The 8,364-nt window shown below is 56.5% G+C and carries 7 protein-coding genes; all 7 read left to right on the top strand.

The genetic code is table 11. The features are described from left to right. Positions 1-76 precede the first annotated feature (76 nt). The 7 genes from MR935_RS01895 to MR935_RS01865 all read left to right on the top strand — a co-directional run bounded on the left by MR935_RS01895 (position 77) and on the right by MR935_RS01865 (position 8,073). The gene (locus MR935_RS01895) at positions 77-601 is read left to right on the top strand and encodes an adenylyl-sulfate kinase (protein WP_290570545.1); all 525 of its coding nucleotides are present in this window, start codon (positions 77-79) and stop codon (positions 599-601) included. A 2-nt stretch (positions 602-603) separates the two neighbouring features. After that, positions 604-1,911: a phosphoenolpyruvate mutase gene (aepX, locus tag MR935_RS01890; RefSeq protein ID WP_330636399.1), complete on the top strand. Its 1,308-nt coding sequence runs from the start codon at positions 604-606 to the stop codon at positions 1,909-1,911. A gap of 19 nt (positions 1,912-1,930) precedes the next feature. Then, positions 1,931-3,385: a radical SAM protein gene (locus tag MR935_RS01885; protein ID WP_290570543.1), complete on the top strand. Its 1,455-nt coding sequence runs from the start codon at positions 1,931-1,933 to the stop codon at positions 3,383-3,385. Beyond that, positions 3,382-4,506 (top strand): phosphonopyruvate decarboxylase, encoded by a 1,125-nt coding sequence (gene aepY, locus MR935_RS01880; RefSeq protein WP_290570541.1) that lies wholly within the window; start codon positions 3,382-3,384, stop codon positions 4,504-4,506. Before MR935_RS01885 ends, aepY begins: the two co-directional genes overlap by 4 nt. A 13-nt stretch (positions 4,507-4,519) precedes the next feature. After that, complete coding sequence (locus tag MR935_RS01875; RefSeq protein ID WP_290570539.1) at positions 4,520-5,341, top strand: PHP domain-containing protein; 822 nt, start codon at positions 4,520-4,522, stop codon at positions 5,339-5,341. A 639-nt stretch (positions 5,342-5,980) separates the two neighbouring features. Beyond that, complete coding sequence (locus MR935_RS01870; RefSeq protein WP_290570537.1) at positions 5,981-6,673, top strand: response regulator transcription factor; 693 nt, start codon at positions 5,981-5,983, stop codon at positions 6,671-6,673. Then, the gene (locus MR935_RS01865; RefSeq protein WP_290570535.1) at positions 6,670-8,073 is read left to right on the top strand and encodes a sensor histidine kinase; all 1,404 of its coding nucleotides are present in this window, start codon (positions 6,670-6,672) and stop codon (positions 8,071-8,073) included. The genes MR935_RS01870 and MR935_RS01865 overlap by 4 nt, the downstream gene beginning before the upstream one ends. Positions 8,074-8,364: the final 291 nt, after the last annotated feature.

Raw genomic sequence — 8,364 nt, 5'->3', positions numbered from 1 at the left:
CCCCTGCGCATGATGCCCCGGCTGCAGCTCGATCCCGCGCTGCTCGAGCAGCCGCTCTACCACTGAGGAGGGTACCATGCAGGCAAAAGGAACCGTTTATTTTTTCACCGGGCTGTCCGGCGCGGGCAAAACCACTATCGGCGGGCTGTTCCACCGGCGGCTAAAAGCGCGCAAGCAGGCCGTTGTCCTGCTCGATGGGGATGAGATACGCCCGGTCTTCTGCGAAGACAGCGGCTACACCCGCGAGGAGCGGCATAAGCGCGCCGCGCGCATTTTCCGCGTATGCAAAATGCTCGCCGACCAGGGGATAGACGTGGTGGTCTGCTCCATCTCCATGTTTTCCGAAGTGCGCCGCTGGAACCGGGAGCATATCGACAATTACCGCGAGATATATATCAAGGTCAGTAAGGACACGCTGCTGAGGCGCAACCAGAAGGGGCTGTATACCGCCGGCAAGAACGTCGTGGGCATTGACCTGCCCTTTGACGAGCCGGACGCGCCCGACCTTGTCATCCATAACGACGGGCAAGAGCCGCCGGAGGAGATCGTCCGCCGGCTCGAAGCTCTATTGTTCCCCGGAGAGGGAGAAAGAGGAGAGTAACCATGGCAAAGAAAACTGTTTTTATGTCGCTGTCCACAGATATCATCTACGGCGCGCATATCGAGCTGATCCGCCGCGCCGCCGAGCTGGGCGAGCTGACAGTGGGTGTGCTCTCAGATGAGGTAGTGGCCTCGTATAAGCGCTATCCGCTGCTGTCCTGTCAGGAGCGTATGCGCATCGTAGCGGGCATTAAGGGCGTCAAGGAGGTCATCCGGCAGGATGAGATGAGCTACCGAGAGCCTCTGCGCCGCCTGCGGCCGGATTATCTGGTGCATGGAGATGACTGGCGCACCGGCTTTCAGCAGCCCGTGCGCGAGGAATGCTTAGCGCTGCTGGCCGAGTATGGCGGAGAACTGGTCGAGTATCCCTACTCCTATAACGAGGAGTATGACCGGCTGGAGGCGGCTGCCAGAGCCCAGATATCTGTTCCCGACCGGCGGCGCGGCCGTCTGAAATGGCTAATAGAGAATAAGGGAATGGTCGTGTGTATGCAGGCGCATACCGGCCTGACCGGCCTGATCGTGGAAAAGGCCGCGCTGATGGAAAACGGCACGGTGCGCCAGTTTGACGCGATGTGGGTGTCCTCCTTGTGCGACTCGACCACTAAGGGCAAGCCGGATATCGAGCTGGTCGATATGACCTCTCGCTTTCGCACGATCGACGACATTATGGAAGTGACCACCAAGCCCATCATTTTTGACGGGGATACCGGCGGACTGGCTGAGCACTTCGGCTATACCGTCAGGACGCTCGAGCGCATGGGCGTGTCCATGGTCATCATTGAGGACAAGACGGGGCTGAAAAAGAACTCTCTGTTCGGCACCGAGGTTGCGCAGACGCAGGCGGACGTGGAGGATTTCTGCCACAAAATACGGGTGGGTAAGAGCGCCCAGCGTACGCATGATTTTATGATCGTCGCGCGTATCGAAAGCCTGATCCTCGAAAAGGGGATGGAGGATGCGCTCGCTCGCGCACGCGCCTATGTGAAGGCAGGTGCGGACGGCATCATGATCCACTCCAGACGCAAGGAACCGGACGAAATCTTCGAGTTCATCCGCCGCTTCCGCGAGGAGGATCAAAAAACCGCGGTCGTGCTCGTGCCGACCTCGTATAACGCAGTTTATGAGGAGGAGTTCCAGAAGCGCGGCGTCAATGTCATCATCTACGCTAATCACCTGCTGCGCAGCAGCTACCCGGCCATGCAGAAAACGGCCGAGACCATCCTGCGCTGCCACCGGGCGAAGGAGGCGGACGAGGCGTTCTGTATGCCGATCAAGGAGATCCTCACCTTGATACCAGAAGAATATTGAGACGCAGGAGGATAAAGTGATGGATCTACAAGAAAGAGTTGCGCTGAAAAAAGCGGATAGGGACGAGCTGTACTCCTTAAAGCCGCCCTTCCCCAAAACCAATTTCCTGTTGGAGCTATCCAATGCCTGCAACCACAAGTGCATTTTCTGCGCCCATCAGAAGATGAAGCGCAAGGTGGGCAAGATGAAGCCGGAAATGGTCAAAAGTGCGCTGACACAGGCCTATGCGCTGGGCACGCGCGAGGTAGGCTTCTATGCCACGGGCGAGCCGTTTATCGTGCCCGAGCTTGCCGAGTACATTAAGCTGGCCAAGGATATCGGCTACACCTATGTGTATCTGACCTCCAACGGTTCGCTGGCAACACCCGAGCGCATCCGCGCGGTGGTAGACGCGGGAGTTGACAGCGTTAAGTTCTCAATCAACGCGCCGGAGCGCAAAATGTATGCGTTTATCCACGGACATGACGATTTTGATAAGGTTTTCGAAAATCTGGTCTATCTCAATCAGTACCGCAAGGAGAGCGGCCGCAACTACAAAATATACATCACCGGCATCCTGACGCGCTATACGGAGAATATGCGTGAGGACTATTTCAAGGTGTTTGACGGGTTGGCCGACCAGATCGTCTTTAAGGATGTATACAATCAGGGTGGCTATATGCCGGAGATCGACTATCTGCTCCGCTGCACCCACGATACCGAGGTGACGCGCCGCTGTAACCTGCCCTTTGACGCACTGTGCGTGACCTACGAAGGCTATCTGTCGGTCGAAAATGCGGACTTTGAGAACATGCTGATCGTTGCCGACCTCAACAAAGTCTCGCTTGAGGAGGGCTGGTACGGCGAAAAGATGACCGAATTGCGGCGCATGTTCTTGGAGGACAAGCTGGAGGGCACGATCTGCGACGGCTGTGTGCACCACAAGCAGGCGCCCGCCGAGCCGCTGATGCCGGAGTACGCTACCGAAAACAAGGATATCTTCCTCGACTGGATGGTTAGAGAGCGCATCAAGGCCGCTGGCCTGCCTTATACCAAGCTGGTCTATGTGCCGATGGCGGCCGATATCATCCACCCGGGGCATATCAATCTCCTCAAGAAAGCGGCTTCGCTCGGCCGTGTCATGGTGGGATTGTTCAGCGATGAGGCCATCCGCAGCTACAAGCCCGCGCCGTATATGAGCTTTGAGCAGCGCAAGCTGGTGCTGGAAAACATCAAGGGCGTCGATATCGTGGTGGAGCAGGAGATCAAGGATTACGAACCCAACCTGCGCCGTTACAGACCCGACTACATGGTGCACGGCACGGATTGGCGCACCGGTCCGCTGTCCGGTGTGCGGGAAAAGGCCTTTGCAGTTATGTCTGAGTGGGGCGGCGAGATCGTCGAACCCGAGTACACGCAAGGCGTATCCTCGTCTGAGTTCAAGCAAAAGGTAAAAAGCGCGCAGCAAGCGGATTCCGGGGAGAGCGCAACATGAGGATCGAAGAATTTGTCTCGATTTTTGGGGATACTTTTTTCACCGGTGTGCCGGATTCACAGCTCAAGGCGCTGTGCGATTACCTGATGGATACGGTGGGGCTTGACCCCAAGCGCCATGTCATTGCTGCAAACGAGGGTAACTGCGCCGCGCTGGCTGCGGGCTATCATCTGGCCACCGGACGCACGCCTGTCGTGTATATGCAGAACTCCGGGCAGGGCAATGTGGTCAACCCCATCGCCTCGCTGCTCAGCGACCGTGTGTACGGTATCCCGGTGCTCTTTGTCGTGGGCTGGCGGGGTCAGCCGGGTGTGCATGACGAGCCGCAGCACGTCCATCAGGGCGCGGTGACGCTGCGCCTGTTTGAAGATCTGGATATCCCCACCTTTGTGATCGACGCGGATACTACGGCGGACGCGCTGCGCCGTCAGATGGATGACTGGGCGGGGTGGCTGGCAGGCGGGCATCAGGCTGCGCTGATCGTGGGCAAGGGCGGTCTGCAATACAGCGGCAAGACGGTCTACCGGAACGATTTTCAAATGACGCGGGAGCAGGCGATCGAGCATATCATCGCGGCGACCGGAAGCGATCCCGTGATCTCGACCACGGGCAAGGCCAGCCGGGAGCTGTTTGAGCTGCGCGAGCGGCACAGGCAGGGGCACCGGTGGGATTTTCTGACCGTCGGCTCGATGGGGCACAGCTCGTCCATCGCCTTGGGCATGGCGCTGCAAAAGCCTGCGCAGCGGGTCTGGTGTCTGGATGGGGATGGCGCCGCGCTGATGCATATGGGCGCGATGGCCGTCATCGGTGCGTACAAGCCCTCCAACCTGATCCATGTGGTGCTCAATAATCAGGCGCACGAGACGGTCGGTGGGATGCCCACCGTGGCCGGTAAGATCGATCTGCCCGGTATTGCCCGCGCTTGCGGCTATCCATGGGCGGCCAGCGTGGATGCGCCGGATGCGCTCGAACGTGCCTTGGAAGAAGCCAAGGGCAGGGGGGAGCTGTGTCTGCTCGAGGTCAAATGCGCGCTGGGTGCACGCGCCGATCTCGGACGTCCGACTACCTCCCCGCAGGAGAATAAGCGCGGATTTATGGCATGTTTTGCCGCGGCAGAGTGAGGGTGACAAAACCATGAAGGTGATAGCTGATCTGCATACCCATTCGACCGCATCGGACGGGCAGTACGCTCCGGCGGTGCTGGTCGATATGGCCAAGGCGCGGGGGATGGAGGTTTTGGCGCTGACCGACCATGACACGATGGATGGACTGGATGAGGCGGTCGAAGCCGGCAGCCGGGTAGGTTTGCATGTGCTGCGCGGCATCGAGCTGGGCGCCCAGGAGTATCGCAATCTGCATATTCTGGGTTATTGCTTTGACCCCGCCGCGCCCGCGCTTGCTGGGCTGTGCGACAAGCTCAAGGCCGGACGGGACGAGCGTAAGTACCGCATCATTGATTTTCTGCGGGAAAAGGGCGTGCATATCTCGCTGGACGAGGTGGGGGCGCTCGCGGGGGGCGATGTGATTGCCCGTCCGCATTTCGCGCAGGTCATGGTACGCCGGGGGTATGTGGCGACCACACGCGAGGCGTTTGACCGCTATCTGGATACTGCCGAATACCAGCGTATCGAGCGTTTTAAGGCTGACGCGCGCACCTGTGTTTCGGCGATCAAGAGCGCGGGCGGCAAGGTCTCCTTGGCGCACCCTTATCAGCTTCGGCTGGAGGATGATGCGCTGGAGGCATTGGTGCGCAAACTGGCAGACGATGGACTGGACGCGATAGAGTGCTTCTATCCCCGCCACACACCGGAACAGACCGCGTTTTATCAGCGCTTGGCAAAGCGGTATGGTCTCCGCGTCACGGGTGGGAGCGATTTTCACGGTGAGCGCGTCAAGCCGGATATCACGCTGGCTCACTTGGAGCTGGCGCTGGATTGGTTGCTCGATGCCGGGTGATGGCGAGGAGGTTGCACTACGCCGCAGGCGCAACGGGCTTGCCGGCTGCGTAAGCAAGGCGTGGAAGAATATTCTGATACGAATGGTGCGCAGCCTTGGTCGCTGCATCCGGCTGTGCCTGACTGATTTGCGTATTCTTTGCATATAGTGGGGGTATTATAGGGTGGTTATGTCCGGATTGTGGCATAGTCACCCTGTTTTTGTGCCCGGCGTGGGACGTATTCAAACGGGATTATAACTAAATACAAGACTGAATAAGACAGGGTGATAAAATAAGTCTGCACAGGAGTCCTGCAAATAAAAGTCAGGCGCGAAAACAGAAAATCCCCACAATTTTTGTAAGGCAGAAAAGGGGTATAACAAAACCGGCTGGAGGAATACTGCTTCGCCAGCCGAGATGAAATGATTGTTTGCTCGATCTTCTGCGTGACACGAATGCGCCGGAAGGCGGTGGAACTGCCTGCGAAAATCGGATGCTGCGAATGAGAGGGGCGGACAGACTTCAGTGCGGGTGTGTCAGCTCAAGGAGAAACAGAGCCATTTATCCCCTTATTCTAATAGCGCCAGCTTTAAGGTGGAAAAAGACACGGTTGACTGCGATGCCCAAAACCTTAACTTTGGTTGTAGGAGGATTTTATTGTGAAAAAAACGATCTATATCGCCGATGACGAGCAAAATATCCGCGAACTGCTGCAGGCCTTTCTCGGAAACGATTATACGGTCGAGGTTTTTGAAACGGGGGATGCGCTGTTGAAACGGTTTGGTGAGACGCCGGCAGACCTTGCCATCCTCGATGTGATGATGCCGGGCACGGATGGATTCAACACCTGCGCAAAGCTGCGCAGGGCATCGGATATTCCTATCATTTTGCTGACGGCCAAGGATATGGACGCCGATTACATCACTGGGTTTACGATGGGATGCGATGATTACTTTACCAAACCCTTTTCTCCAATCAAGTTGGTCATGCGCGTCAAATCCATTTTTAGCCGCGCGGATGCGCAGGCGCGGAAAAGCAGTCCGGAGGAGCTGTCCTTTGGGGACGTCACCATTTACATAAATAAAAAATCCGCCCTGTGCCGCGAGCAGGAGCTCAGGCTGACCAATACGGAGTTTGCGCTGCTCTCGCTTCTTTTTGAAAACTGCGATAGAGCGATATCCCGAGAGGAACTGCTCAACTCCATCTGGGGCTATGATGACTCGGTAGAGACGCGGGCGACCGACGATACCGTTAAGCGTCTGCGCAGAAAACTGGCGGAATGCCGCAGCAATGTGCTCATCCAAACCGTTTGGGGGTATGGGTTTCGCCTGACAAGAGGAGAGAGCCAATGAAAAAGCGCCGGACACTGAAAGCATCCCTATTCTTTACCCCCTCGATCATTTTGGCGGGTGCGTTTTTTCTTGTTCTGATAGGCTTTAATATTGTCGTATCCAATTATACGAGCCGGATCGCCCGCGAGCATATCAACAGCAGGTTTTCGATATTTTCGCTTTACTATGCAGAAGAAGAGAACTGGGAGTTTAAGCAAAACGACAGCGGATATGGCTTGACAACGGCCTATGTGGTGCTCAACGAGGCGGAAGAAGCAATTGATCCATGTCCGCCTTGGCTCAATGCCGAGGAAGAAGCCATGACGGCGTACATCATCGACTATTACCGGCAAAACCGCAGCGCGCTGCGTGAAGGCAAGCAGCTTTCCTTTACACGCGAGGGCAGAACCTATCATATTCAGCACAGAGCCTATTACGGTTACTATGATGGATATGCGCTGTTTCAGGAGAAAAAGGACGGCGGCAGCCATCAGTATCATATCTTGGTATATACCGATGCCACACCCCTGATGGAGTTTGGGAACACGGTCAACCACATCTTGCTGACGCTCATGGTCTGCGCGCTGTGCCTGTCCCTGCTCGCGCTGCTGCTCCGCTCAAAAAAGCTGGATACAGCCTTTCGGTCGCTCGATACCTATATTTCCTTGGCGGGCAAACGGCAGCCGCTGCCCGATGGTATGTCCTTTGCGTATGACGAATTTTACGAGGTGGCCAAGACGATCCGCTCGATGACGGAGATGATTGATCGGGCGGAGAAAGCGCAGAGATGCTTTTTTTCTAACGCCTCTCATGAGCTAAAAACGCCGCTCATGTCAATCCAAGGCTATGCAGAGGGGATCCAATCCGGAGTGGTCGAGGATCGGGAGAAGGGCATAGCCATTATCGTTCGGGAAACACAGAAAATGGTGCGTCTCATCAACGATATCCTACTGCTCTCGCGCATGGATGCGGTGGATGTGCCGACACATCAAGAGACGTTTGATCTGCGTGAGCTGGTGCTGTACTGCGCCGGTACAATCGAGTCGGCAGCGCTGCAAGACGGGCGCGCTTTGCAGCTGGATGTGGACGAAAACCCCATCCTCTGCTGCGGCGATGAAGCCGGAATGGAGCGCGCTGTGCTCAATCTCCTCAGTAACGCCTTGCGCTACGCAAAATCGGTTATTGCGATTCAATGCAGGCAGGAGGGTGCAAAAGCCATGCTCACCATTACAGATGACGGGCCCGGAATCGCCCCGGAAGACTTGCCGCATATTTTTGAGCGGTTTTACAAAGGAAGGGGCGGAAACTTTGGGATCGGCCTTGCCATCACGCAAGAGGTGGTCGAGCAGCATCACGGTGCGATCGCCGTGGATTCGAGGCCGGGGCGAACAGCGTTCTGCATCTCGCTGCCGGTGCGCTGAGCGGCGGCAGCGAGATTTTGCCGCAAAGCTGCCGCAAATTTGATGCATCCTTTCGGAGATTTCAAGGGGAAAAGCAGATATAATCATCATAGAGCCAAGCAAGCGAGGCGCCACGTATTGCGGCTCAAACCACCATCAATCTTCAAAAGATTAACTATTAGAAGTCAACCCCCAAAATGAATGGTGGTGGTGAAAAAAGATGGCCCAAAAAGGTATAGCAAAGCTGAGGTCTTGTCAGACCCCTGCTGGCTATTCAAGTAGTTGCACTCAAGCTGCTGAGCAATATGGCTG

It is taken from the genome of Agathobaculum sp., assembly GCF_022775115.1.
Lineage (GTDB): Bacteria > Bacillota > Clostridia > Oscillospirales > Butyricicoccaceae > Agathobaculum.
The sequence above is the reverse complement of the archived record's forward strand: the minus strand, read 5'-3'. Positions and strand labels throughout refer to the sequence as shown.